Source organism: Ruegeria sp. CG3, from assembly GCF_056537205.1.
In genome coordinates this window covers 261921-286656 of record NZ_JBQFRC010000003.1, presented here as the reverse complement: position 1 = coordinate 286656, position 24736 = coordinate 261921, and the positions used below count along the sequence as shown (strand labels likewise).

The 24736-nt window shown below is 52.3% G+C and carries 22 protein-coding genes; 3 read left to right on the top strand and 19 right to left on the bottom strand.

Features of this window, described 5'->3' with window-relative positions; genetic code table 11:
- The first annotated feature begins 132 nt into the window (after positions 1 to 132).
- Positions 133 to 891 carry a DUF4956 domain-containing protein gene (locus tag ACR0NB_RS14755; RefSeq protein WP_480776085.1) on the top strand — a complete coding sequence of 253 codons (759 nt, stop codon included), beginning with the start codon at positions 133 to 135 and terminating at the stop codon, positions 889 to 891.
- On the opposite strand, the gene ACR0NB_RS14750 is transcribed toward ACR0NB_RS14755, so the two are convergent.
- The 17 genes from ACR0NB_RS14750 to ACR0NB_RS14670 form a co-directional block, all read right to left on the bottom strand.
- Complete coding sequence (locus ACR0NB_RS14750; protein ID WP_480776165.1) at positions 892 to 1755, bottom strand: metallophosphoesterase family protein; 864 nt, start codon at positions 1753 to 1755, stop codon at positions 892 to 894. It lies immediately after the preceding gene.
- 67 nt (positions 1756 to 1822) lie between these two features.
- On the bottom strand, positions 1823 to 3256 hold the full coding sequence (locus ACR0NB_RS14745) for a hypothetical protein (protein ID WP_480776084.1): 1434 nt from the start codon (positions 3254 to 3256) through the stop codon (positions 1823 to 1825).
- Between the two features lie 782 nt (positions 3257 to 4038).
- On the bottom strand, positions 4039 to 4212 hold the full coding sequence (locus tag ACR0NB_RS14740; protein ID WP_170359951.1) for a hypothetical protein: 174 nt from the start codon (positions 4210 to 4212) through the stop codon (positions 4039 to 4041).
- Positions 4213 to 4254: 42 nt separating this feature from the next.
- Positions 4255 to 4560 (bottom strand): hypothetical protein, encoded by a 306-nt coding sequence (locus ACR0NB_RS14735; RefSeq protein ID WP_170365536.1) that lies wholly within the window; start codon positions 4558 to 4560, stop codon positions 4255 to 4257.
- 52 nt (positions 4561 to 4612) lie between these two features.
- Positions 4613 to 5227, bottom strand: coding sequence for a hypothetical protein (locus tag ACR0NB_RS14730; RefSeq protein WP_480776083.1), 615 nt, complete (start codon positions 5225 to 5227; stop codon positions 4613 to 4615).
- Positions 5228 to 5282: 55 nt separating this feature from the next.
- On the bottom strand, positions 5283 to 5582 hold the full coding sequence (locus ACR0NB_RS14725; protein ID WP_480776082.1) for a hypothetical protein: 300 nt from the start codon (positions 5580 to 5582) through the stop codon (positions 5283 to 5285).
- Positions 5583 to 5617: 35 nt separating this feature from the next.
- Positions 5618 to 5884, bottom strand: a complete 267-nt coding sequence (locus tag ACR0NB_RS14720; RefSeq protein WP_480776081.1) for a hypothetical protein — start codon at positions 5882 to 5884, stop codon at positions 5618 to 5620.
- Between the two features lie 61 nt (positions 5885 to 5945).
- Positions 5946 to 6275, bottom strand: coding sequence for a hypothetical protein (locus tag ACR0NB_RS14715; RefSeq protein WP_217357365.1), 330 nt, complete (start codon positions 6273 to 6275; stop codon positions 5946 to 5948).
- 1603 nt (positions 6276 to 7878) lie between these two features.
- A complete protein-coding gene (gene rfbA, locus ACR0NB_RS14710) occupies positions 7879 to 8751 on the bottom strand; it encodes a glucose-1-phosphate thymidylyltransferase RfbA (RefSeq protein ID WP_480776080.1) in 873 nt (290 codons plus the stop codon).
- On the bottom strand, positions 8748 to 9599 hold the full coding sequence (rfbD, locus tag ACR0NB_RS14705; RefSeq protein WP_480776079.1) for a dTDP-4-dehydrorhamnose reductase: 852 nt from the start codon (positions 9597 to 9599) through the stop codon (positions 8748 to 8750). Before rfbD ends, rfbA begins: the two co-directional genes overlap by 4 nt.
- A complete protein-coding gene (gene rfbB / locus ACR0NB_RS14700; RefSeq protein ID WP_170440221.1) occupies positions 9596 to 10636 on the bottom strand; it encodes a dTDP-glucose 4,6-dehydratase in 1041 nt (346 codons plus the stop codon). Before rfbB ends, rfbD begins: the two co-directional genes overlap by 4 nt.
- The gene (gene rfbC / locus ACR0NB_RS14695; RefSeq protein WP_480776078.1) at positions 10633 to 11193 is read right to left on the bottom strand and encodes a dTDP-4-dehydrorhamnose 3,5-epimerase; all 561 of its coding nucleotides are present in this window, start codon (positions 11191 to 11193) and stop codon (positions 10633 to 10635) included. Before rfbC ends, rfbB begins: the two co-directional genes overlap by 4 nt.
- 583 nt (positions 11194 to 11776) lie before the next feature.
- Positions 11777 to 12607, bottom strand: coding sequence for a capsular polysaccharide synthesis protein (locus tag ACR0NB_RS14690; protein WP_480776077.1), 831 nt, complete (start codon positions 12605 to 12607; stop codon positions 11777 to 11779).
- On the bottom strand, positions 12607 to 13437 hold the full coding sequence (locus ACR0NB_RS14685; protein WP_480776076.1) for an FkbM family methyltransferase: 831 nt from the start codon (positions 13435 to 13437) through the stop codon (positions 12607 to 12609). The genes ACR0NB_RS14690 and ACR0NB_RS14685 overlap by 1 nt, the downstream gene beginning before the upstream one ends.
- Positions 13438 to 13638: 201 nt before the next feature.
- Positions 13639 to 15441, bottom strand: coding sequence for a class I SAM-dependent methyltransferase (locus ACR0NB_RS14680; RefSeq protein ID WP_480776075.1), 1803 nt, complete (start codon positions 15439 to 15441; stop codon positions 13639 to 13641).
- 120 nt (positions 15442 to 15561) lie between these two features.
- Positions 15562 to 16482 carry a DUF5672 family protein gene (locus tag ACR0NB_RS14675; RefSeq protein WP_480776074.1) on the bottom strand — a complete coding sequence of 307 codons (921 nt, stop codon included), beginning with the start codon at positions 16480 to 16482 and terminating at the stop codon, positions 15562 to 15564.
- Between the two features lie 81 nt (positions 16483 to 16563).
- Positions 16564 to 18093 carry a hypothetical protein gene (locus tag ACR0NB_RS14670; RefSeq protein ID WP_480776073.1) on the bottom strand — a complete coding sequence of 510 codons (1530 nt, stop codon included), beginning with the start codon at positions 18091 to 18093 and terminating at the stop codon, positions 16564 to 16566.
- A 1264-nt stretch (positions 18094 to 19357) separates the two neighbouring features.
- Between ACR0NB_RS14670 and ACR0NB_RS14665 the strand changes: the two genes are divergently transcribed.
- Positions 19358 to 21847: a P-loop NTPase gene (locus ACR0NB_RS14665; RefSeq protein WP_480776072.1), complete on the top strand. Its 2490-nt coding sequence runs from the start codon at positions 19358 to 19360 to the stop codon at positions 21845 to 21847.
- Complete coding sequence (locus ACR0NB_RS14660; RefSeq protein WP_480776071.1) at positions 21844 to 22365, top strand: SLATT domain-containing protein; 522 nt, start codon at positions 21844 to 21846, stop codon at positions 22363 to 22365. The genes ACR0NB_RS14665 and ACR0NB_RS14660 overlap by 4 nt, the downstream gene beginning before the upstream one ends.
- A 219-nt stretch (positions 22366 to 22584) precedes the next feature.
- Here the strand turns inward: ACR0NB_RS14660 and ACR0NB_RS14655 are convergent, their stop codons facing one another.
- Positions 22585 to 23682, bottom strand: coding sequence for a DUF3363 domain-containing protein (locus tag ACR0NB_RS14655; RefSeq protein ID WP_480776070.1), 1098 nt, complete (start codon positions 23680 to 23682; stop codon positions 22585 to 22587).
- A gap of 79 nt (positions 23683 to 23761) precedes the next feature.
- Positions 23762 to 24556 (bottom strand): relaxase/mobilization nuclease domain-containing protein, encoded by a 795-nt coding sequence (locus ACR0NB_RS14650; RefSeq protein ID WP_480776069.1) that lies wholly within the window; start codon positions 24554 to 24556, stop codon positions 23762 to 23764.
- Positions 24557 to 24736: the final 180 nt, after the last annotated feature.

Genomic DNA, 24736 nt, shown 5'->3' with positions numbered 1-24736 from the left:
ACTTGTCTGCGATGTCGGGAGAATGCGCTTTGAACTCTTTACCTGATCCTCCTTGTTGGGATTGACTTGTAAGGGGCGCGATTTGCGCGTGATGACGTGTACTGTCTGGGCACAAGCAGGAAGGACGATGAATTGAATACGATTTTCCCGTTTGTGACTGTGTTGTTGATGCTGCTGTTGCCCGCTACGGCGATGTCGCAAATCGACCCGGCAACGATGCTTGCCGGGGCATCGGAATCGGAAATTCTGATCGAACGCAGATGGATCCAGTTTCGCGGCAAACAGGAACTGTATTTCTTTTCTCTTGATGTGCTGGTCACGATCATTCTGGCCGGCTTGATCGTCTTTCATCCGGTGCGGCGTAAAGCCCGTAGAAGTGTCGGCGACATCGTCATGCCCAGGCTCTTCTTCCTCTATGCGCTGATCGGCATGGCGGTGGGATTCCTGGTCGTCCAGCACGGGTCCATGATCGGGTTCGTTATCTTCGGCATCGGCGCGTTGCTCAGATTTCGCTCCAATTTGGATGATCCGATAGACACTGTCGAATTGATCGTCGTAACCGTTCTTGGGCTTGCGGTCGGGTTGGGCCTGCCGCTGATGGCCACATTGGTGGCGGTTGTCTGTTGGTGTTTCATTTGGCTCGGAGGGCGAAACAAGGGCGTTGAAATATCGCTTAAGGCTTCGGACGAAGAGCACTCATTGAACGTCAGCAGCGCCATTGAAGCCATGGCCGCAGATGCCGGCTGGAAGCTGATCAGAAAACACCATGTTCCCGGAAAATCCCGAATTTCGTTGCTTTTCATTACCTCGGGTGGGCTTTCCGAGGCCCGCATCGAAGAGATGATAAACGATTTGGTCCCCGAAAAAGTTGAGTTGAAACTCAGCCTCTAGTCATTTCACAAGGTCTATACGTTTCAACACCGCATTCGGGGATCTGATCTCTGTCGGGAGCGACTTGAAGTCGACCGACCTTTCGAAATCCGGCCCTCGATATACTGCTATCCCAAACTCTCCGTTCGGCTGGAAGGTGACATGTGTGAAACTGTGAGGTGATCTGGCGCGATCACCGATTAGCCGCCGCGGGCCACCGCCCAAGCAAGCTTGCGAAACATAGGCCACGCCATCTTTCCAGCCTGGGTAAAAAGCATGATGGTGGCCAGACAGATGCAGAACGACACCGCTTTGCAGATAGATTTTTTCAAGCGTCGGGTCGCCTATGATTTCGCGTTCGCGCTGGATCGCGAAAGGCCACAGCGGGAGGTGGCTGAAAGTGACAATCGGGTCTCCATTTGCCCCAAGTTGCTCAAGTTCGTCCTGCTGATCCCCGGATAGTGGTCCAAGGGTCGTGGCATCCAAAGACGCAAAGGTTACACCCTGCATTTCAAACGCGTAGAAGAACGGATAATCATCCGACATCAGGAAGTTGACGTCTGGCTTTCTGGGGTCCCATTCCTCGGCATATATTTTTCTCTCGCGCTCAAACCCGCGATAGGCCGAGGCATCGTGGTTTCCAGGCGTGACCGCAAATGGAATTCCGGCAGCCTCCAGCGGGTCTGACACCGCCTTGTGAAACGCTTTCCACATCTCTCTGACCTGATTGTCTGAAAGGTTGGGGACGCGTTGTCCAGCGACCATATCGCCGGTCGAAATCACCAGATCGGGATCAATCTCGATTATCCGCTTGATCGCCTTTTCGATGCGGGCATCATATTTGACCGAGCCATAGCTGCCGTTCAGATCCGATATGACGATCACATCCAAAGCGGCCGCTTTGCTGGCCAGAACGGCGGTCCAAATGAACGCCGCAACGGTGATCGAACGCTTACGGATCATTGCAGTCCAAGCTCTCTGCCTCGGTATCTTTTTTCAGAAAGAATGCAACAGGGTCCAAGTCAAACACCAGATCGCCATTAGAGCAATTGCTTTTTAGGATGGATGTTGCCAGCGCGGTGTTTTTGACGACCTGCGCAATCTGACGGTCCGACAGTCCAAAGCTTTGTGACAACCAGCCGTAAACCGGACCTTGCGTTTGAAGGTCACTGTTCAACGCAACCAGGCGCCGGTACGTGTTTGGAGAGAAATGCCGCATTTTCTCCAGCATCTGAGTGGATTTCGCGAAGTTGGCATATTCGACGCGCCCTCCGGCATCGTTGTCGTTCAGATTGCTGCGACGGATCAATATTGCGTCGGAGGGAACGTCTCCATCATTCGGCTGATGGTGCTTCGTTTTCTTGTGTTTGAGTTTTCCGTCCTCGACCCAATACCAGTAGGGCGTGAAATCAATGTTTCCCACACGGTCCTGCTGGCTGAAGATGAAGTCGAGCAGAACAATCTCGGTAAGCTCCTGCATCCAGAATGCCATCTGCTGGTCGCTGACATCGGGCCCAAGGTCCTTGTTGATCTGCCGATCCTTTCGGCCTTCCCTGACGCCCTCTGCAATGGCCTCGGGCAAGGGTTTTGACGACCGCAAGGCCAGGAAAGCGGGTGTTTCCTGAAAATCGCGATTTTGGCCTTTGCCCCAACCGGATTTACGGGTGCCGTTGATTTCCGAGCCGTAGCGATGACCCGGGCTATCAAGCAGGACACCGTAAATCTGCGTTCGATCTGCGGTGAACAGATCATCCGTCGGTTGGTATGAGTTCGGGTTGGCATCCGCTGCCACGAAGACCCGCCAGCCTTCATGGTTCATGCGCCCGCCGTGAGATCCACCGGAAATCGCAAGGCCGGGCTCTGCAACCTCGGTAAGATGCGCCTGAGCGTCCATGCTGCGCCAGACCGCCACCGGAATTTTCACCGTCGCGTCGAAATACCTGGAGAAATGGTAATAAAGCAGCGACGAGGTTGAAAACGTTCCGCTTGTACCCTTCTGGTTCATGGTGGGTTTGAATTTGGCCACTCTGCCCTCGGCCAGTTCTTTTGCCGACTTGCCCTCTTTGCAAGCGTTTCTCTCGAACTCAGAGCGGTTCCCCACGTAAGGTCCTTCCGAAATGTCGTAGACGGCCATTCCTGGGCTGGTGCTCCAGGTTTTGGGGCAAATGGCAATTTCGGGGGCATAGAAATCAATCTCGCAATAGGCTGTCTCTTCCTCAAGATCGCGTTTTTGATACGCGCCCGTTGGGACTTTTCCGATCCGAATGCAGCGTTCCGTAACACCATTGGGACTATCAAATGTCGTGGCTTCTCCGCGAACATCGTCGCTCGCCCACAAGGCAGTGGGTGCAATTAAAGCCAATGACCCCAGAAGATTGAACCTCATTTAGATAGTCCTCCCGATATCATTTGGGGCAAATCGCGGCCTGTTGTTCGGCGGAGATCTTCAAACTGGGGTCGAAACTGAAGTTGGAGAATTTCGAGTCAATCCACTGGTCACACCCGCCCGAACATGGGGCCCCGTTTCGGGCATCATTCCAATAGGCCTTGGCCCTTTCCTCCGTCCAACCGCAAAACTGAACAAGTGCCATTGCCGACAAGGCGCCTGAGGAATGAACGCCCCACATGCAGTGCACCAGGACAGGACCCTTTCCAGGGTCCTCAATCACCTGGTGTATAGCGGCCATGACACTGCCGGGGCGGGACGATCTGGCGTTCTGATAGTCAAAGGCTCCGTTTCCACAGCTGGTGCGGCCGTATTCGGTGTTCTTGCCGAAGTCCGCATAAAACCCGGCCGAAAACCCTTCATCGCACAGTGTTTCGCGCTGAGCGTTGCTCAAGCCCGTTCGACCCTTGTCGCCGCCCTTGAAGCCAGAGCGATACAAAACTCCGCTTAGGACTGGGCGAAAGAAAGCGACGCCATCGATGCCTCCGTCGCTGCCCCTAGAGAGCATCTGGCTGTTGCTTGGGCCACCGTTTCGACTGGTGACGTCAGAATTCGCCGCAGTTGCCAGAACACCGATGAATATGAGGGATGTCAAAAACCGCATGCGTATTCCTTTCTGTTTTCAGCCGACGATGCTCACGCTTTTCCTGCCGGAAATCCCGCGGAGAGACGCGTTCACGGTAACCAGGTCAGGTCGGCGGTTGGATTCCCGCTCTGAAGCTTTAAATCGGCCACACTAGGTTGATGATAAAGACGACCACGAAGTAGGCCAGAACAACTTTCCAGTTCCATTGGTGTTTGTTTTCTTCGTTGATCACGCCGGCCGATTTCAAGGCCAGGTTGGTGATGATCAAGGCGACAACGGTAATCGCCGCATGTGCCAGGTCGAAATGCAAGTTGGAGCTCCTTTTTGAAGATTTGGGATTGATGAATGTGTGTCAGCAGTCACCTGACGGCAGCATCGCTACGTCCGAGTATCTTCCCTCAGATGTCGTGATCCGAGCACAGGCACCGGTCTCCTTGTTGAACCAGTACGAGGTCAGCCCTTCGCTTCGGATGAGTTCAAACCCAAGACTTTGAATGCCCATTTCAGCCTGACCCGCTCTTGCGCCTTCAAATGACGACAGATCGCTGGAACTGCCCACAATCGGTGCACTTGCTTCCACTGATCCGCCACTTTCGTCGCATCCTGCAAGCACAGAGACACTGACCGCGCCGATCGCCACTAGAGTCTTGGATTTCATCTGTTCTTCCTGATTGTTTTGGAAATGCGGTTCAGGGTTTCAGGTCGATCACCTACTCAATTCCAAAAATGACGTTGTAGTCGACGGCAGAGCTGCCGCGGTTGATGACCTCGACAACATGATCGCCGGATTGCCACAGCTGTCCGCGATACTCCTTGTCCGCAGACATCAATCCCAACAGTTCCGACCCATCGGGGTTGCGAATGACGTAGTCCAGGGGTCCATTTCGCGGAGCAACGCGGACGTAAAGAAACTGTTCGTTCTTCGCGCCAAGAACGTATTGCTGCGATGCCCCTGGCGCGAGTTGGCCGACGAGCTCGGCGCCGGTTGACCCGGCATCGAATTTGACGCGCTGGCTACCTGTAGACCTGGCAGCGCCGTCCATGGCTCCGCCACCATCATCCATCGCCTCGACAACCGACATCTCGCCGATGCTTCCGTCCTTGTACGCAATGCAGCGCCAAAGTGTTCCACCCGCGTCACGCAGCATGACGAGCGTGCCGGCTTCCGAGAACTGTGAGCTTTCAATCGTGCCGGATTGACCGTCCGGTCCACCGACTTGCCGCAGATGGTCGATACAGGCGTCGTCGGCGTCTGACATGGCCAAGGCGGCTGTTCCGCTGATCGCAAGGGCGGGCATTAAAAGGTTCAAAAAACTGCGTTTCATAAGCAGGTCCTCTGTTGGTCTATCCGAAATGTTCCGTTCCTCGTGGGCATGAGCCTCAATTTGCTTCGCGCAACTTTGCCAGAAACTCGTCGCATGCCTGTGCGCTGCCGACGATCTCGTCGTTCGTTTCAATTCCTTGCAATGATGCCATCTCGGAGTTCACGCGATTTAGGATCTGATCTGCTTGCTCGGCGGTGATCAGGTTCTCGGCCTGAGCTCCCTTCAATGTGGTGCACACACCGGCGGACAAGCCTGTCGCAACGCCGACACCCATCGCGGCCCCGCCGCCCAAGGTCATCGCTCCAACCACGCCGAGGATGAGCCCGATCACAAGCCCCAAGATCACTTTTCCCATGTATTCCTCCAATTTTGAGGGAAAGAGTTCCGCCTTCATTCCTGGCGCAAACCACGTACCCATCTGCATATCAAAACCAGTGCCAACAGGTTGAGCACCGGTGCAATCGCCGCGAGCCACGGTTTGGCCGACTCTGAGAAAAGGTCCACCGCAAGGACCCAAGGCAGACCCAGCGGCAAAAGGAACACGCCGGACAACGGGTCTCGTTCCTGTCCGAACCAGCCAAAAGTGCCCGTCAGGAACGCAAACAACGCCAACAGGTAAAGGGTCGCGAACGCGATGATGGTTATTCTGAAGACCAAGCCGGACCTCTGCGTATCAAGCCAGTGCTGCGCAGCCGATTTCGGCTACGCATCAAACGGGTCACAACGCGCCTTCGTCGCCCAGGAACTCGATACCGGCTGTCGCGCCATCACTGTAGGCAATACAATTCCACGGAGCCCGATCCTCTCCAACCCCAACGGTAACTTGTGTTCCAGCCTCGCTGAACGCGGATGAGAGCACGACCACTTGCGAATTGTTGGTTGTTTTGGCCACGTCTCGCAGACACGCCTGTTGAGCGGGCGTCAGTTCGGCAGGTGCGCTTGACGTGCTGGTGTCGTCACAGGCCGCTAACAGTACGAAACACGTCGCGCCTGAAATCATCATGACTTTGTTAATCACTTTCTTCTCCTCATAGGTTTGTCGATACATGTGGATTAGGTGGCCTCATTTTCGCGCGCTCACGTCTATGCAGTCCCCCGGTTTTGCCGCCAATGACATGATTGGCAGACAGTTAATCTGCTGATCCCCGGGATCGTGAACAAAGAGTGCTGACGCAATGACGTCATGGGCAAAAACCGGTGCGAAGCTTCGAGGAAGGGTTCGTACGTTAAGTCCGGGCACCGCGTCCTCCCAACGCTGATCTTCGTGAAATGCCTTCCGACCGCCAGCACTCACTCCAGCAGTCGGAAGGGCCCGACGAAACGGGCGACAGCGACAACAACGGAGGTAAAGCTAAAGTTGTGTCGAATTCGTATGTTTGAATCAATCACAGGATAAATCAATGATTTTCCGCGCGTAAATTTTGTACGCTTGCCAACGATAGGCTTCTGCATTCAAAGGGAAAGGGCGAGGCCGTTCATGGAGGCTTGGCATACTGGCTGGACTGCGAAGACTTCATCTGCGATCAATGTAGTTGATGCCGCCGAAAGGGCTGCTACCCTATTGCTTCGCAGCTAGAATGCTAGTTGTCTGGAAGTGTGCTAGTGTGGGTGCTCGTTTTCGACCTAGATTTCAGCTGGCGGTTTAGTTTCACACAGAGCTCAGCGACAGCAAGTTTGGCTCAGACTGCGGCGCGATGATCTGCGTCGAACTCCACGGAGATCTACAACCTAGTCGGTTTCTCAAGGAGACTCATTTTGCACGCTCGAACGCCGGTCTTGTTGCCGTGGCGTTGGCGGGTGAACGTTACATTGCTGGGTCAACAAAGGATCTGCTCTTTAAGCTGAACCTAAGCTCGACGAGCATCGGTTTTGCTGTCAACGCAGTGTCTTTGCGAACATACAAAGGTCTAATTGGGACGTTATGAACCTGATGTCATTCATCGCGGGCATTGCTCGGGATGCCTAAACAAGGCTTTGCACTAGCCAGTATGCAAACTTTTTGCCAATCGCGAAGAGTTATTCGCAAATAACGCGCAAAACTGTTTGCGTCCCTGCAAGACTTATCAGACTTTTAGGATGTCGGTTTATCAGCGAATATCGCGCGCAAACATTGAAGATAGACTTTGAAGAATTGGGTCGTGTTAGACCCGCACAGCGACCTTGCTTTTTCCGTGGAAAAACACGAATGAGATTGAACCGGAGTTTTTGGGGCCGCTGCCTGAAAAAATTCAAAAGGTTCTCGAAAATCGGCGCTAGCACGTACGCCGCCTAGAACACCGTCAATACAACCGCACAAAAAATTCGAGGAAAGAACTTTGTGTGACTCCAGCAACGTCACCAAAGATGGCTAACCTGTCAGCGTTAGCTCAAATATTGCAATCAATGCAGATATCAATGCAGATATCAATGCAGATATCGGCAACGTGAGTCCGAAACCGTCCGTCCGACAAGCCGAAGGTCAGTCGCACACTAGTAGGTACAAATTACCAGTCAGTTCAGAATTCCCACGTTCTTGACGGTTATTAAGGGCGAGAAACTACGCCTTACCAAAGCATCCTAGTGTAACCATTTACCTTTGGCGCCAGGTATGTGGTGCTCTAACACTGGTCGCGAAGAGTTTCGAAAAAGCAAACTTTGAGCGCTTACGATTTCTACGTCATCAAATCAGCCAGATATTTACCATATGCGTTCTTCGCAAACATCTCAGCACGCCTGCGCAACTGTTCTTCGTCGATCCATCCCAGTTGCCAGGCGATCTCTTCCGGACAGCCGGTCTGCAATCCCTGTCGCTCTTCTAGCGTGCGCACGAAATTGCCTGCATCCAATAGACTGGCGTGGGTGCCAGTATCCAGCCACGCATAGCCGCGCCCCATGGTTTCGACCCCAAGCTGACCTTTTTCTAAATACATTTGTAGCAGATCCGTGATTTCAAGTTCACCCCGCGAGGATGGCTTGACTTGTCGGGCGCGCTCTGGCGCAGAACCGTCCAGAAAATACAAGCCCGTAATGGCGTAGTTCGATGGCGGAACAGATGGCTTTTCTATGATCTCACTTGCTCGACCTTCGGAATCAAATGCGACCACGCCGTAACGTTGGGGGTCGGCCACGTGGTATCCAAACACTGTTCCACCCTCAGTTTTTTTGTCCGCCGAAGCTAATAGTCTTGGCAAACCGTGGCCAAAAAAGATGTTGTCGCCCAAAACCAGGGCAGAGTGAGCACCGGCAAGAAACTCTTCGGAAAGGATAAAAGCTTGCGCCAGACCGTCCGGGCTGGGTTGCACCACATAGGTCAGGTTAATTCCCCATTGGCTGCCATCTCCCAGCGTGCGAACAAACTGATCTTGGTCTTGCGGGGTGGTGATTACACAGATCTCTCGAATACCAGTCAGCATAAGCACCGAAAGCGGGTAATAGATCATCGGCTTATCATAAAGCGGTAGCAACTGCTTCGATACGGCCATCGTGATCGGATATAGCCGGGTTCCCGATCCTCCAGCGAGTATGATACCTTTCCGTTTCGTCATTTTGTGGTTTCCAGTTGCCTTTGAATATCTCTTAATCCCTGTCTCCAGTCGGGACGGCAGAGGCCAAAAGTTGTTTCAAATGAAGAACAATCCAGGCGAGAGTTCAGCGGCCGTCGCGCGACGGTTGGAAATTCTCTGGAAGAGATATCAGTTACATCACAATCGATTTCCAACTTGGCTAATATCGCGCGCGCGAACCCGGCCCAGCTGACATTCGGTGTGCCTGCAAAGTGGTAGATACCCGCCTTGCTTGCGTCTTTGGCCAATGCGCGCGCCATCAATAGGCAGGAGGCTGCAATATCTCGTGCTGGGGTGGGGCCGCCGACTTGATCTGCCACGACGGACAATTGGCTCCGCTCGGTTCCCAACCGTCGAATTGTCTTGACGAAATTGTTCCCGTGGGCCGAAATTACCCAAGAAGTGCGAAGAATGCCGTAGGCACCGCCAGCCTGAACGATCTTTTGCTCTCCAGCGAGTTTTGACCGACCGTAAGCACCTAATGGCCCAGTATGATCGTTGGGCCTCCACGGTGTCTCTCCCGAACCGTCAAAAACGTAGTCCGTAGAAATGGAAACGAAAGGGATCCCCAACGCGGCGCATTCCTGAGCCATCGCAGCAGGCGCGACCGCATTGATAACGGTTGCCAGCGCCTCTTCCTCCTCAGCTCGGTCCACGGCCGTATAGGCAGCCGCATTGATCACCGCGTGCGGAGCAGCAGAGCGGATGGCCTCCCTACAGGTTTCCGGATTTTCGAGATTTACCTCGGATCTGTCGACACATGTGACACCGTCAAAAGTCGACAGTTCCTGCCCAACTTGACCGGTTTTGCCGAAAACAAGGAGGGTCATACTGGAGTCCCTAGCCGCTTACCAACGCCCTTTCGGTTTTGCAATGCACGCCACCAGGTTTCATTGTCCATGTACCACTGAACAGTTTTCATTAGACCTTCGTCGATGTTGACGGATGGACGCCAACCTAACTCTTCGCGGATGCGCGTTGGATCGATTGAATAGCGAGCATCGTGGCCAGGGCGGTCGGAGACGAATGTAATCAGTTCGTTGTAGGGAGTTTCCCTTGGGCACAGACGATCCAATACACCACACAACTTTTGCACGAGCTGTAGGTTGGTGCATTCGTTTTCACCACCGACATTATAGCTGCGTCCAACTTGGCCCTTCTGGACCACTAGCAACAGAGCTTCAGCGTGGTCCTCTACATACAGCCAGTCCCTAACGTTTGAACCGTCGCCATATATTGGTAGCGGTTTTTCGGCCAAGGCGTTCAGAATGGTTACCGGAACCAGCTTTTCCGGGAACTGATAAGGGCCGTAATTGTTGGAGCAATTTGTTAATACGACCGGCAGACCATAGGTCTCGGCCCAAGCTCTCACCAAGTGATCACTCGCTGCTTTGCTGGCCGAGTAGGGTGACCTTGGGTCATAGGGGGTGTCTTCGGTAAATTGCCCATCTGGTCCCAACGAGCCATATACCTCATCAGTTGAAATATGGTGAAATCTGAACCAGTTAGGCCTTCCCTTACCTTGCCAGTACGCTCGGGCGGCTTCCAGCAAAACAAACGTGCCGGTCACGTTGGTATCGATAAAGGCGCCAGGCTCGTCAATCGAGCGATCCACATGACTTTCCGCCGCCAGATGCATGACAGCATCCGGGGTATAGTCGGCCAACGCTCGATCCACGGCGGCCCGATCACGAATGTCAGCTTCAAGAAAGGTGTAATTCGGGTTATCGTCCACTTCAGCCAGATTTTCGAGACAGGCTGCATAAGTGAGCGCATCCAGATTTACCACCTGATGCCCTTCCGCAATTGCGCGACGCACCACAGCCGAACCAATAAACCCTGCACCTCCTGTCACCAGTAACTTCATGGCGTGTTTTCCCAAGAAAAGGGGCTGTCGAACTCTGCCAATGTGGTTGCTTCAGTATCCTTGCTGGACATTATCGGATCGCGATCTATTCCCCAGTCGATGGCACAACTGTCCCAGCGCACGATCCCTTCGCATTCAGGTGCGTAGTAGTCGGTGCATTTGTAGCAGATTTCAGTTTCAGGGGCCCGCGTGACAAACCCGTGCAAGAACCCCTTGGGCACCAAAATCTGTTTTCCGTTCTCTGCAGTCAATTCGACCCCCAGCCACTTTCCAAACGTGGGTGAACCCTTGCGTACGTCGACGACCACATCGAACAGCGCTCCTCGCCCGCAACGCACAAGCTTGTCTTGCGCATGAGGTGGTGACTGAAAATGCATACCGCGCAAGGTACCGACGTTCGAGGAAACCGAATGGTTGTCCTGTACAAAATCCAAGGTAATCCCATGCTTCTCTAGTGTTTTTCGATTCCAGGTTTCGGAAAAAAAACCGCGTTGATCACCAAACCGTTGCGGTGTCAGGATCAAAATACCGGGTAAGTCTGTTTTTTCAATCTGCATGCACTTAAGATCCTGTTTTCTCCAGCAGTAACACAGCAACTGACCGATGTGTCGCAAACTCCTGGAGCAGCTAGTGCCAGTTGGTAACCGGATACACTTATCCTGCAGTCTCCGCAAACCTGTCGTGTCGTTTAGCCAAAAGCGCTTCAGTGCGCCCTTACGTGGGTGCGCCATCGCCGCAGTAACCCAGAAATTCTTCATAGCCCAGCTGTTGCCAGTGGTATTGAAGAACTTCAAGTAGCCTATGTCCTTGACCTCGTTCGAATTTCAATTTGCCACTGTGTAAGGCGAATGGAAAAGTACATAGACTTTAGGGCGAGTGCAGCGTTTGAAAGTAATATTGCTCAAACTACTCGAGGAGCTTTTTCCATAATCGCCACTCAAACCTGCAGGCTGATCGATTCAGACATAAGGTTTGCGACACTTCTCAAAATATGCGTCCAATCCAAGGCTTTGTGAAAACCACAACTTCAATTGAGTGGTATGATAGGTTTTCTTGGGTAAGAACTGGCAGCGGCAGCAAAATTGATCTGGTCATGCCTCCATTGTCACACTTAGCAAAACACAGTCTTTGCTTTTCCGTTCAAAGATCAGCAAGTAGGTTAAGTGGGTAATCCTGTCGCCAATCCAGCTTTTGCATTTCGGACCCGGAAACGGCCAGTTTGATTTTTTTATCCAAGCCTCCATTTAGCCAAGACTTCAACTTGTATTTATAGCGCTTAAGACCTCGGCGGTTGAGCGTCTCCTCATGAAACATCTCGGCTAGTCTGTGCGGGACAGAAGCACAGACTCTTAAACGTGAATTCCAAGCATTTTGGAATTGTGCATCCGTCTGCAGTAATATCCCAAACAGATGATGAACCCAAAAATACGGATAAGGCATTGCAGGGTTAGTTTGGAATGGCTTCATTACTTTTTCCGGTTCTTCTGGAACAAAATATGTTTCTTGACCGGTCGTCAAAGGCGAGCGCTCACACAGCCAATAGGTCTTAGAGAGATCGTGCCACCTTTTTGGAATAAGAGCGTCCGGTTTGGCCGCCAAAAACCATGATGACAGCGGTAGAGTGTAGCCCGCCCTTTCGTAAGCAAAAAAATCGGATTTCGATAAGGCAGCTTCCAGCCAATCGTCAAGTGGCCGCAATGGCAAAACTGACGCGTCAGTCCAAATGCCTCCGTGCTGGCTAAGTAAAGACAACCTAATTATGTCTGATCGGGCTTGGTGGGTGAGACAGTTGGCATCGAACGGCAAGTGTTCTAGGTAGGGCTCGCAAGTTTCGGAGTCTAAAATCACCAACTCGTATGATGGGTTCAGTTCACGCCACTTTTTCCAGTTCAAGCGGACAAGTTCGGGAGCGCTATCAATCCCCTGATACCAGAGAGAAAAAATCCGCTTTGGGAACTTACCTGTCCGCACTACGAATCTTCCCTACGAGCAAAAAGCACGTTGTGTCTTCTGCGCCAAGAATACCCTTTCGCATCCAACCGTGTCTGTAATTCTTCCGCAGGGCTCTGACCAACTCTTTCCGGGCTTACATCAATGGCGATTTTCTTCGGCCGAAGTTTTTCTAAGCCGTCGAACACCTCAATCTCCACACCCTCTGCTTCAATTTTTACAAAATCGGGCTCGCAGCCGACTTCCTCAAAATATGTACTCAGACGTTTGACCTGAATCCTTCGAGTGAACAATACCGCACCATCATCGGGCTCCAGCACCGAGTGTTCCACCGCAGATTCGGAAATATTGAAAGTCAATTCTGTATCGTCGTTGTAGAGGCCAAACTCGTTGATGGTGACGTTGGAATACTGTGAAAGGTTGGCTCTTGCGGCCCTAGCATTCATTTTGTCTGGTTCAAAGAGATGTACGTGTTTGGCCAACTTTGATGCGCTAAGGCTAAACCCGCCGACAAAACCACCACAATCCACCACAATATCATCTCTCTCCACTTCGATATATTGGGGAAGCGTGTACTTTCTTTTTAATATTTCCTCATACCCATAGGCAACATGTGAGTACTTGATCAACGGCATCGGGCTGGGGAACGCGATCGTTTCACCATTTTGGCACACAAGAACCAGTCCATTGCCTTCTTCGAAATTGCTAGCAATAAGCCCAGGGGTCAAACGCGTTAACAATGAATAGACTGTTTGTGTTGTGGACGCTGAAGTTGACCTACATTTTTGGCGGACATAGTCTTCAAAGCGTCGTAAGTATTTGCCACCCATTGGGAAGTATTCATTACTCATTTGTGCCCCATCTGATTCCAATTTTTAGACTGCAGCGCCACCGCGAAGGAATTTTCTTGATGCATATTCCTAGGTCATCTACTTGTCGGATGTCTGGATTGCTCTTTACTAAGTTCTGACACTATCTTCATACTACAAAGAAAATGTCGGCTTGTCGTCACGGATGATCTGTAAAAACAGGCCGCACGCCATACATATATTCTAGTAAAAAAAGAGCTTTCCCAAGAATGATTGTGACAGTTTGAACTTTCTGCGCTGTTTTCTCCGGTATCTCCTCTGATATCTCCGAAGCGCGTATTCATCCTGTCGGATATTGAGGAATGAAATCGGGTTATCTGACACACGGACCCGTGAGATGCTATTCTGGAAATCGAGCTCACGGTCGAAATAGCGCTCAACGTCCTCGCGACCAAAATCTAACCCGAGTTGCGTCCCCAAAGAAACAACGATTTGGCCAATTTCGATCTGTTGATCTCGATGGGCGACAATCTCAAGCGCCTTAAGGGAATCCGCTATACCCCGATAGAAAAGGTAGCCGAACTCGATAGGCTCTTTCGAACGCCACTCCAAGTCAATAAATCTTGTTTTCCCATCGGGGGTGACCACTAGATTTTTCGGCAATGCGTCAAACAACCGGCTGGGGATTTCATGTCTTTTGTTTGGGACGTTATTTGCTTCAAGTTTGAGCTCCTTCAACAGAGCGTCAATCCAAGTGTCCGACCATTTCTTCAAGTCACCTATCTGCCAGTTTTCATCTAAAACCAGCTTTTGCAGCTGGTCAGTCCACATGACGCCTGGACAGAAATTCTCGTCCTCCAAAACCAGTGTGAAATGGTCTGTACTCTCTTGATGGTGATCCGTCACCAAAGCGCGAAAAACGCGCATGCCGTCGGGGGAAGACCGAAAGGTGACTGTCTTCAAATAGGCGTTTTTTCGGTTTCCACTACCATAGTGGATAGCGAGCAGGTCGTTCTTTGAGTTATTGGCAACGACATTGGACTTGCGAGCCATCACAATAAAGGAATTTGCCAGCTCCCCGCCAAGACCATTTTCCATAACTGATTTGACGGCCCCAGACATCGAAAAATGTTGCAAATCCGGCTTTTGCCTGTCTGATGCGTTGGCTGCGGCAACCAATGACGCCAGTTGCGACGCATAGGGTTGCGCGGTCGCAGGTTCGAAGAGTACCGCTTGTGGGAACTTGTAGTCTGGGAAGGCGTAGGCAAACTCGACGTTCTCGAGACCGGAGTTTTTCAAGCGCTGCTCAAGTTCCGCACGTCCGAAAGTTGCAATCGTTTCTGGACCGTATCGATCCTCGATTCCGAACATCGGCTTGCCAAAATGATCTTCCGAGTAACCTGCAAAGTATTTCAGGCCCAACTTATTCTCGATCGCTAAAACTAGGACACCATCGGGCTCCAGAATTTTCGAAACTGCATGAAGCATATGATCCACAGCGTCTGAATCTCCGGCGCTCCCAAAGTAGACCCGTGCGTATTCCAGAACCCCGATGAGCGTGATAGTTTTGAACTTCTTCTCCGGATTGAAATCCTGAAAGTTGCAATTAATCACTTGGACATTTTGCAAATCCCGGCATCGTTCGCCGATTATTGATGAACGTCTTCGGCTGCCTTCCAAGGCGTAGACAGAGTGTCCCAGTTCCCCTAGGTACCGTGTCAGGACGCCGCATCCTGCCCCGATTTCAAGGATCGGCCCAGTGAGGCAGTCCGCAATGGGACGAAAGACGTTACACCGTTGGTGATGCAAGTGATATGTCGACGGCCAGTCTTTCATTCCTTCTGAAAGCTCACTGGACATTACACTTCGGTCGGTAACTGACTTCAGTTTGGCCAGCAGGTACTCTTCATTCTCGTCGCCATCCGAATACCCAAAATCACCCATTTCGGAGCGAGTCGACCAAACATTTCGGGACGGATCGTAAGTGAAATCTGCTTCCAGCCAAGCCGCCTGTGCATTGTATTCGGGGTTTTCATTTTCGGACATGACCTGCTCCAAAGCTAGATTATCGCCGGTGCCCACCTCAAGGGAAGAACGGTTTGCACTCGCTTCCCGTGACCACTCAGGACGCCCTAGCAGTAAGAGGCGTAGTCCACAATACTGAAGCTAGATTACAGTATTTGGCTTGCTAGTTCCTGGTTGTTCTAAGTATGCGTGCGTCCAACTCGGAAGGTGCTTTCGCCAGAACTGGGTATCATAAACATTGAAGGCGTGGCAGCCAAATGGCAGTTTTTTCCCGTTCTTTTCATACAAATATTGTGACATCGTTTCGAAGGCGAATTGAGATGCAACGCGGCAGTTGGGAACCTTGAAGTCTTCCAAGCTGTCGCTGATGGGTCCTGTCCAGACAACGTCTTCGTGTGGGTTTTTGGGCACGATCAGGATAGTTTTTCCCAATGTGCGCAAAACCAGATTTGCAGCCTTGATCAACCCAATCGCCTTAAGCATACTAGTTATCCAGCTCTTCTTCAGGAGAATGATCTTTTGGAGAGCTAGTTGTGAGTCTGCGACTTTGCGTAGAGAGAGACCTCCATTTAGCATGCCCGTGAATTCGAGAGGTGTTACCGGTTTGTCAAAGCCTTTGAAGATTGGGGCACCCAAATACGAAAATTCGCTTTCCAGCCACTGCTCAAGGTTCTTTGAAAGCACAATTGCATCAGTCTGGCAGACCAAGATATGTGAGACGTCATCAAAGCGCGCAAAAAATTCGGGGTGCAGAAGTAGCCAGCTATAACTGAAAACACTACTGAAGTACTGATCATCAAAACACTCTGTCGAAATGTTCGAACCAGTTACTTCTTGCAGTTCTTTTGCCGTTGATTTGAGAAGCTGGCTATTTGATTGCGGTCCAAAAAGTACGGCCTGAAAACCCGAAAGGAGCGAAAGATTGTGGGCTGCCACCGCTGTTTCAAACTCCGTCAGGCGCCGGTGTACCGGAACCACAATCTTACAGGTCTTAGAACTACTTAATTTGGCCATCATTCGTTGTCCGTTTTCTGTGTTTGCCGCGAGATCGACAAGTATCAAGACAGTTTTCACAATTGAGGTGGCCCTTGGTAAGCAAAGAAGCGGTGATTTCGGTGCGGCCTAGGGCTTGCGCAAAGAGCCTCATTGTGCTTTGGCGGCGATGTTGTTTCCCAAAGTACCTACAATCTCAAAGCCTTGTGCTTCGAGCTTCTTGACCAGAGTAGATACAAGCTCATCGCGCTGGTAATAGTGACGGGGATGTAGTGCCATAATAAGCAATCGACACCGCGATAAGGCACTCCTGTCGCAGTCGATTAAATCCAGTTCCATTCCGCCAATGTTGCAGATCAATGAATAGTATCCCGTCAGCGAGGCATCCTGTAAGATCTTCCCGAGCGAAGCTGCAGGAACTCCTGCATGATACAACTGGCGACTTGGTGCACCAGACTTTTTGAGATCCTCGTCCCCGTCGACAACTAATGACGGAGCCTTGTCTTTTGTGGCGGCTTCCGGGTACGAGATAGTACAGTTCAAGACGAGAGTATTTGTGTGATCTTTTCCCAAGGACGCGTTTTGCGCGCACAGATCTATTAGGGCCGGGTCTTTTTCAACCACAATCTGACGCGTGTCAGTTTGGAGTGAATTTCTAGCTAAACCGCAAACAACTCCAAATGAAGCGCCGAGAACTATGTTGGGCAAGTCGTTAGGCAAGTGTCTTTTGATTAGTTCAAGGCGTTCTTGCGCGTATTTTCCCTTTCGAAGCGACTGGAATTTGGAAACCGTTATCTCACGTGGATAAGAAAAGCGTTTCCCGTCCAACTCGACGGTGTACCCTGACGACCATCCACGAATCGCTTTGAGTATTTTTGCGCTCTTTCGCTCGAATCCAACGCCCCGCTCGAGGTATCGAATTCGTCTTCGTCTGCCGGGCCCTGTGATTGTTCCTAAGTCTAGGGATGTGCAAGTCGTCGTAACGCTTCGCTTGCTGAATGCCTTTGCATACTTGGCCTCGAATTCTATGCAAGCTTTGTAGAACCTGGAGTCCACGTTACCGCTGGACAAATGCTCAACGCGAAAGTCTACAACGTAGGCAGTGCTCCCACGCACGTGGGCCTGTGCAACTAGGTCAGTTCCGTATAAATGGAAGCCTTCCAGGTCCACAGAAAATCCAATTTGTGCCTCTCGCTTCAAAACAATGAAGTTTTCGTCGACCGACATGACTTTCACTGGGGGTCGGCGAACCGGACCGACACTTATGTTATTGGGTTCGTTCAGATAAAAATAGCAATTATCTTCATTACATCCTGCGTTTGCCGCTATCGACCAACGCGGATCGCGTTCAGTTAAGTCTAAAATTGCGGTCCGCAAAGCTTCCGGACCGTCGATTGCCACCACATCCTGATGGCAAAAAATAAGATATTCGCCTCTTGCGAACCTTGCTAGCCGGTTGAGCCCTGAATATGCTGAATCCGAGTTGCCGTTGGTGTTGTCGATATACAGATACTCACTGTTGGTTTCATCGAAACCAGCGCTCCTGAATGAGGAGACCATCTCGCGAAATTGCTGTGGCTTTGTTACCAAAGAGCAAAATGAAAACTCGACTTCGTAAGCTGGCTCTCCACTGACCGCTACGGCGTCAATATCGCAATCCACTTTTTTCTCCGAACGCATTTGTGTGTCCTCCGAGGACTAGTCTAAGCCGCAGAGATTGACAACGTTTCAGCAATCAGCACGATCCGCAATATTCTTTCCAAAGATTGGGTTGCACGGTTAGGTAGGCAAACTACCGGGTGCTTGGGAATGTTGATTGCACTGTATTGACCGTAGTGCGGAGCCATAACTGACTGGTTCGGCGTGAATGAATTTGATGGCTTATGACCGCTGATTAATTCATTGGGACTTGATTGATAGCACAGGTCAGCGGGTTCCCAACGATTTATAGGCTAACTACATGCCGGTGATTTAACTCGCTCTTCGACGAATATTGGGGTCAGGACCCATAGCCAGCGAGCCACCCCACGTGAACTGATCCACCTAAATGTTTAGCTATCGGAGGGCCGCGAACGGCAAACAAGAGACCGAAGTCCGAAGAAATTTTCGTGACTTCACCGCAGGTTGAAGTTCTGATGCCTGGGAGAACACGCCGAGCCTTCTCTCGCTTCGTCTTCAAAATTGGACGCAGCACTTCTTCTATTTCTTCTTGGAACAAATTTTCTACTGACACTTCACCGATTATTGGAAACGCGTATGACTGTCGGGTTGCCACCCTAACGGGCAGTCTTTCTGAATTCGTGAACCTTCCCACCCGCTTCGCCCAGAGAGACGAGCCATGCGGACCCGAGGCCAAGTCCCCCGCAAGTCTCCCGCTTGCCTCCTCCACCCACTGTGATGCAAAGCAGCCAGAGACTCGCACCTGGCTCGTTAACCTAGAGATAGAGGCCGCCGCCGTCAGTGCGGCGCCCCAGCGGCGCTTTTTGCACGAAAGTAGTTTGTAACCGCTTCTCTAAGTCCGGCCCGGAGTGCTTACCGCTTCGGACGTTTTCTGTAGGCGATGAGCCATACTTTTTTGCCCCACCTTTTTTGTGGATAGTTTGGCATTAAATGTTGGAAGCTCGGCTAATAACCTTCGAATATCATGGGTATTCTTGATCCTTCGAACCTTCAATAGAGGGGTAATGGCGGAGACGAAGTCCGAAAGTTGTGTTTTGTCAGTACTTTAAGTGGCTGTTTTTGTTGGATACAAGACTGCTGGCTGTGGCAAATTGTGCAGCAAAGTGTGCAGCAGATAGAGGCTTATGCCAACTGCATCGTTCCTTAGTCGAACACATGGTGCCAGATAAGGGACCCAACCCAAGATCGACCGAGCTCATCTACGACCCCCCATGGACGTACGTCGACCGAAAGCTGTTGCGCTTTGACATGCAAGAGTGGTTTGATGCGGCAAATTCTAGTTCCGAAAGGCAGAGAGTTGGTCGTTAGATTTGAAGAAATTGACGAAGCTGAAAAACGTCGTTTGTGCGACTTCATGCTTGCGCAACGCGTATACTTGTTCGTCGGTTCCGGAGTTAGCCTTGATTCCATAGGCCTAGACGGAGAAATGTTCTCCGCAGGTAAGTTGCGCGAAGAGCTTGTCGCGTTAAACAGCCTTCCTTCAAATGCCACGCTTCAAAAAGCATACTCTGCTTTGAGTGATGAGCAAGTTGAGAAACATATAACGCGCCACTACACATGTACGGAGAATGGTCCAACAATAACGCGCTTGGCTAATCAACCATGGCGGCGAGTATACTCACTGAATGTTGATAACTGTTTCGAGAGTGCGTTTGGCTCTGTCATCGAATCAAACGAGTTTTCTCCTACATCGATTGAAACACTTAACTTCGACGATAGCTTTGTTGAGTTGCTTGCGGACAAACGCGCCTCAATAATTCACCTTCATGGATGGGTCGAGCAGACACAGAGTGGTTATGTTTTTAGTCAAAACGAGTATGCCAAGGCGATGACTCGTCCAAATTCGTGGATGCTGACGCTTAGCCAATTAATCCGAACCGAAACATTCATCGTAGCCGGCACTTCTTTTGATGAGATTGACGTTGAGTATTACCTCGAACAGAGAAGCCAAAAGACCGTTCGTGGTGACGTCCCGCCATCTGTCTTGATTGAGCCTTATCCAAACAAGCTTACCGAAATGCTATGTGAAAATCACCAGTTCTGCCTTTTTGAGGGAACAGTTCTGGACTTCTTCTCTAGACTAGAGACCATAGATGACCGTCTTCGTATACCGTGGCGCAATAACGAAAGCGATGGTTTGTCGGGGCTTGACTTATCGGAATCCGAACGACTGAGATTCTCTTCTAATTTCCATCGACCGCCTGACGATCCTCAAAAAATCCCGAACCCTGGGCGGTTCCTTCTCGGCGCAGAGTTGGATTGGTCGATGCTCGCCGCCAACTCGGATATTGCTCGAGAGGCATTTTCTGACGTTAGGCGGGATGTAGTGACCGCGGCCGACAGTCCACAATTCAAGCTTATTTTGCTTGTCGATGAACCTGGAAGTGGAAAGACGGCATTCCTGAAACGCCTCGCTTTTGACCTTTCCAGAGGTTCAGATGAGGTCTTTTGGTATGATGGCTTGGGTCTCGAACTTGAACCGAGCGAGGCCGCGGAAATATTTAATAAAATTGCCGGTCGCGTTTTTGTCTTCATTGATAATTTCGCGGATTGTTTAAATTCAATTTCACTGATCCTTGGGAGAATAGAGAAGCCAGATATTCTTTTCGTATGCTCTGAGCGAAACTACCGATTAAGGTACATCCAGAATGCCTTCACCGGCTTTGATTACCCTACGATTGAGGATAGACTTAAGCTTACCAAAGATGAAGCTAAGGCGCTTAGGACCGCCAACGAAGAGTATGGTCTATCTACAATAGGTGAAACATCGGAGAACCTTTACCTTGGGCAAGTTGTTGGTCGCACAATGGCCGAAGCAAATTGCAGAATTCAGAATAACTTCAAGACGCTTGATCGCATTGTGCAAGACCTAAGCAATGAGTGTGATCAGGATGAGAAGTTTGCCTACTTGCTCGTGGCTCTTGCGAGGTTCTGCTATTCAAATGGCGTCAGACGCAGTGTGCTCTCGACAGTATCCGTTCCAGATGCATTGGAGCACTTGCTTTCAGATCAATCTTCTTTATCTGTTTCTTACTCGGATATTGGTAGTTCGTTTGTTGTTCCCAAGCAGGCTATAGTTGGGGATCGTTTTCTAAGTCTAGCAAGACGCGATAAACATCGGCAACTATTTGAAGCTTTCTTGGAGTTGGCGAAGAGCGTAGCACCGAGAGTAAATATTACGACGATCAAGCACAAGACCCCAGAGGCACAGCTTCTCGGAAGGTTGATGGACTATGATAATAACGTAAAGGACTACATTGATGACTACGCGGAGGAGTATTATGCCGGTTTGAAATCTCTGTGTGATTGGAACTCTCGATATTGGGAACAGCTGGCTCTCCTGAAGTTAGATCGCTTTTATAGTTCGCCAGACGATAACCTCCTACTCGAGGAGAGCATACAACATGCTCGCTCAGCTATTTCGGCAGAAGTGCATCCTTTCTCTTTGGCTACACTGGCTAAGGTATTGTTCCAGGCAATGGAGAAATCCTCAAGAAACCGTGACCAATACTTTGCCGAGGCGTGGCAGAATGTTGTTGAGGCCAATATTCGCGAATCTCAATGGACAAACCGCGGGGCAACGCTGTTCATAATTGCGTTTGGAGGTGTGCTTAAGTTCCTTGAAATGGGTGGACAGCTATCGGGCGAGCAGAGCGAGTGTCTTCGGGACATGATTGCGGAGACTCGGACCCTCAAAGTGTCTGACAAAAGATTGATTGGATTGCGCGCTGAGTTAGAAGGTGCTCTTGGATGAACCAAGGTCAGCAGACTGACACTCAGTTTTCGGGCGATATTCGCGGCACAGAGATCGCCGAAAATCAATCGGCAACAGCTTTCTTGGCTAGTAAAATCGAACCGCTCAAGGTGAACCGGGATAGCCATTATGCTGCGTGCGAGTCGCTCCAAAGAACCCATACTTGGCTGGGTGTCGTCGTTGTAGCGCTTTCCACGATCTCGTTGGGGTTTGCTTTTGGCGGTGGAGAGATGCTTGGCGAGTTTGAGAGCTACTTTCTCGGCGGGACTTCCGTTGCAGTTGGCATACTGGCAGGGATACAAACATTCTCCAATTTCTCGGGACGAGCGTCCGAACATCAAGGCGCGGCAGTGGCGTACGGTACGTTGCTTCGAGAGTTGGAATTCAGGGTATCTGGAGCGATTAGCGACGGCGATAACCTGAATGAGTTGCCAAAATTAATGGACCGGTGGTCGGAGATATCGGAAATGGCGCCGTTGACGAAGTCGTCAATGCGAAAGAAATATGGCGATCCATGACGGCTGCTTCTTATCTCTAGCTCTATGCGCCGCTATGTGCATTTCGACTAGCAAACGAAAAAAGGGAATTGTCTAATTTCATGCGTCACGGCTACCGCCAAGATCAATCAATTTATTCCTGCAAGCCGGCGTGGCTAAAGAAGGTTAGGTTTTAGCACCATATTAGCACCATAGTGGCAAGCATTCTCACACTTCGAGTACCGGTGATCCGTACTATAGTCACAGCCCCAACCCCCGCTTCCGCCCGAAGGCCCAATCCACGCCTCCGCCCGGCAGCCCGACGCCGCCGATCTGTTGCCCCTTCCGTCGTTCCAGCGCGTCGTTCCAGGGGACGAGGCTGAAGCCCATGCCATTGTCGATCATGGCGAAGCGGCCGCTGGGAAGTTGGGTGCTGCCGACGAGTTCTCCACTGAAGCGGCTGCCGGGTTCGACGGGGAGCCAGTTGCGGCCGCGCTCGGCTGCCATGGCGCGGCCGACGCGGTCGATCTCGCGGGCTTCCAGCCGTTGCACGAGGTGGCGCGGGGCGCGGATGCGGCCTTGGCCGAGGTCTCGCGCGTCGCCGCGCTGGACGAGGACCTGCTTGCGGCGTTCCATGGCGCGTTTCATCTCCAGACCGAATCCTGTCGCTCGCAGATCGGAACTGCCTTGCCGCATCAACTCCTTGTCGAGCCAGGTCGCGCCATCGTGGGCGACTTGCTTGTCCAGCCCAATTGGTGACAGGAGTTCCATCCGCGCGCCGGAGCCGTGCGATTTCCGGTCATGGGCAAGACCGCTCTCGGGCAGGTCCTGCGGCACCTTCCAATGATCTGCGCTCCAGCGTTCGACGATCCCGGCGCGGCGCAAGGCTTCGAGGCGGCGCACATGGGCCGCGACGAAGCGCTCCGGGTCGGGCGTGATCTTCTCCTCCCGGGCGATCTCGATGTGCCGCGACGGATGATAGGTGCCGTCACTTCTGGTCGCGGCGAGGATGTTCCGGTCGGCGGTGCGGGATTCGGTCGGTGGCGGCACGGCGGCCACGATCATGCCGCGGGTGATGCCGTCGCAGCGGTCCGCACGCAGTTCGATCTGGTGCACGCGCCCGTCCGTGCCGTCGATGACCAGCTGCATCCGGTCGCCAATGCCGTCGCCCGCGAGGTCGCGCGCCAGCACCCGGCCGGTGATCCGGTCTCGCAGCTTGTCGCGGTGAACCGCCAGTTGGGATATGCCTCGAGCCTCGTTGAGGTCGTTGCCCTCCAACGCCCGGTGCATCGACTTGATGATGTCCTCGCGCTCGCCAATGCACGCAAGGCGCCTTCGGCGTGGTCGGAGATGTGCCATTTGCCGGGCCGTACTTCTGTTGCCAGACCCATCTTCTCGAGCCGCTGGGCACGGGCGATCAGCAACGCGCGGTTGCGCTTCATGATCTCCAGCGTGTCACGATCTCGCTCGCGCGTTCGCGGAGTCCGTGCGCGATGTAGTCGCCCGCGATGTTCAGGATCTTGCCCTGGTCAGTCACGCCACGGACAAGGATGTGGCTGTGCGGATGCCCGGTGTTGTAGTGATCCACGGCGATCCAATCGAGCCGCGTCTGCAGATCGGCCTCCATCTGGGCGATGAGATCGCGCGTCGTCTGGCGCAGGTCGGAGAGATCGACGCCGTCCTCGGCGGAGACGATGAAGCGGAACTGGTGCCGATCGTCGCGTCCACGGTCGAGGAAGTCCCGACCGTCGGCGACGTCCTCGGTCGCGGAATAGACCTGGCCGCGCTTGCCGTCGCGTGTTACGCCGTCGCGTTCGAGGTAGCGCAGATGCGCGTCGACCGCCTTGGAACTGACGAAGGACCGACCACGTGCCGCGCCGTGCTGCGGGTTCAGCTTCACGATCCGCGCCTTCACGGTCACCCGCCGGGCACGCGTCCGGCTGCCATCCGGACTGCGCGACCACGGGTTCCGGCCTTTCAATTCAACCGCCACTTTCGCACCCCGGCCGCGCGCGTTGAACCTCCCGCTCGCCTTTCCCTTTCCGGCCAGTCGGTTTGGATCGCCACCCGCGCGGCGCACGGCCTGGTGCACTTCGGCGAGGAAGCCCTGCGGCTTGCGACGCACCCTCGGCAGCCGCGGCGGGTGGTCCCGTGGCTTGCCGGGGCGGTTGCGGAACTCGGTCTCGTCACGGGTCATGGAGAGACGATTGGGGTTCGTATTGGCACGGATCAAGGGGCGTCCGAGCGCCATCGCAACGAGGCGTGCAAAGACAGGCCATGGCGTAGAGTGCTTCCCGATCGCGGCGTCGCGTGGCAGGAAAGAGTGTTGAATTCATTGAAGAAAGTGTCGGAACTTGCCGCACACTATCCGCGCACCGACCGCGACAGAGCCCAAAAAGCAATGTGCAGACAA

Excerpts from the sequence above, each read along its gene's own strand:
- ACR0NB_RS14680 (WP_480776075.1), bottom strand. The coding sequence starts at position 15,441 with ATGTCCGAAAATGAAAACCCCGAATACAATGCACAGGCGGCTTGGCTG.
- rfbD (WP_480776079.1), bottom strand. The coding sequence starts at position 9,599 with ATGACCCTCCTTGTTTTCGGCAAAACCGGTCAAGTTGGGCAGGAACTG.
- ACR0NB_RS14655 (WP_480776070.1), bottom strand. The coding sequence starts at position 23,682 with ATGGCACATCTCCGACCACGCCGAAGGCGCCTTGCGTGCATTGGCGAG.
- ACR0NB_RS14660 (WP_480776071.1), top strand. The coding sequence starts at position 21,844 with ATGAACCAAGGTCAGCAGACTGACACTCAGTTTTCGGGCGATATTCGC.
- ACR0NB_RS14735 (WP_170365536.1), bottom strand. The coding sequence starts at position 4,560 with ATGAAATCCAAGACTCTAGTGGCGATCGGCGCGGTCAGTGTCTCTGTG.
- ACR0NB_RS14715 (WP_217357365.1), bottom strand. The coding sequence starts at position 6,275 with ATGTATCGACAAACCTATGAGGAGAAGAAAGTGATTAACAAAGTCATG.
- ACR0NB_RS14665 (WP_480776072.1), top strand. The coding sequence starts at position 19,358 with ATGCGGCAAATTCTAGTTCCGAAAGGCAGAGAGTTGGTCGTTAGATTT.
- rfbA (WP_480776080.1), bottom strand. The coding sequence starts at position 8,751 with ATGACGAAACGGAAAGGTATCATACTCGCTGGAGGATCGGGAACCCGG.
- ACR0NB_RS14730 (WP_480776083.1), bottom strand. The coding sequence starts at position 5,227 with ATGAAACGCAGTTTTTTGAACCTTTTAATGCCCGCCCTTGCGATCAGC.
- rfbB (WP_170440221.1), bottom strand. The coding sequence starts at position 10,636 with ATGAAGTTACTGGTGACAGGAGGTGCAGGGTTTATTGGTTCGGCTGTG.
- rfbC (WP_480776078.1), bottom strand. The coding sequence starts at position 11,193 with ATGCAGATTGAAAAAACAGACTTACCCGGTATTTTGATCCTGACACCG.
- ACR0NB_RS14670 (WP_480776073.1), bottom strand. The coding sequence starts at position 18,093 with ATGCGTTCGGAGAAAAAAGTGGATTGCGATATTGACGCCGTAGCGGTC.
- ACR0NB_RS14685 (WP_480776076.1), bottom strand. The coding sequence starts at position 13,437 with ATGAGTAATGAATACTTCCCAATGGGTGGCAAATACTTACGACGCTTT.
- ACR0NB_RS14745 (WP_480776084.1), bottom strand. The coding sequence starts at position 3,256 with ATGAGGTTCAATCTTCTGGGGTCATTGGCTTTAATTGCACCCACTGCC.
- ACR0NB_RS14725 (WP_480776082.1), bottom strand. The coding sequence starts at position 5,582 with ATGGGAAAAGTGATCTTGGGGCTTGTGATCGGGCTCATCCTCGGCGTG.